Source organism: Geodermatophilus sabuli (assembly GCF_010686765.1).
GTDB classification, from domain to species: Bacteria; Actinomycetota; Actinomycetes; order Mycobacteriales; family Geodermatophilaceae; genus Geodermatophilus; species Geodermatophilus sabuli_A.
The window spans coordinates 1-588 of record NZ_JAAGWF010000082.1; the positions used below are offsets into that span (position 1 = coordinate 1).

Below are 588 nucleotides of genomic sequence, written 5' to 3' on the forward strand. Positions count from 1 at the left end.
AGGTACGCCAGCTGCTGGCGAGGGTCGTCAGCCCAAAGTGTAGAGTTTCGGGTACGGGCCTGAGCCAGCAGTAAATCGAGTTCTCTCGGTTTATCCTCGCCTTTTAGCGTTGCGCTGATAATGATGCCGATCCCGGCTTCGTCAGCCAGGGTCCAGCCAGGGACGCGGTACTCGCCTTTGTCGCCTTTACGGATATGGAATTTTCCAACGACCTTTTCCCATGGCCCGTACCATTCATATTCAAAGCGGCTGGCCAGTACGCCACTGCGCGAAATCACAGCATTAACCAGTTGCGCTTCATACCCGAGTACACCGTTAATCAGGTGCGTCTTCTGCGCCACGGCAAAGGGATTCATCTGCCACTGTGCTGCTTGCATCGCTACAGCCATGCAGTCGGCCTGATTGCCCTGAAGGTGTTTAGGAACGGTCGCGGTGCCTTGCGCCATGATCTGCGCAAAAGTGCTGATGGCGTTCAGATACTGGGAATCAAACAAAGCCACGTTGGAGTTAATAACGGTGTTCTGGTCAGCAACGGTAACGTTAGTGTTATGCATAAATCCCCCTTAAGCCTGAGCGCGCAGCGCTTCG

1 protein-coding gene is annotated in these 588 nt (G+C 54.4%); it reads right to left on the bottom strand.

Features of this window, described 5'->3' with window-relative positions; translation table 11 throughout:
* Nucleotides 1-554: recombinase RecT (locus GCU56_RS23100; protein WP_163484508.1), on the bottom strand; the 554-nt coding region annotated here is incomplete at its 3' end.
* Nucleotides 555-588 lie beyond the last annotated feature (34 nt).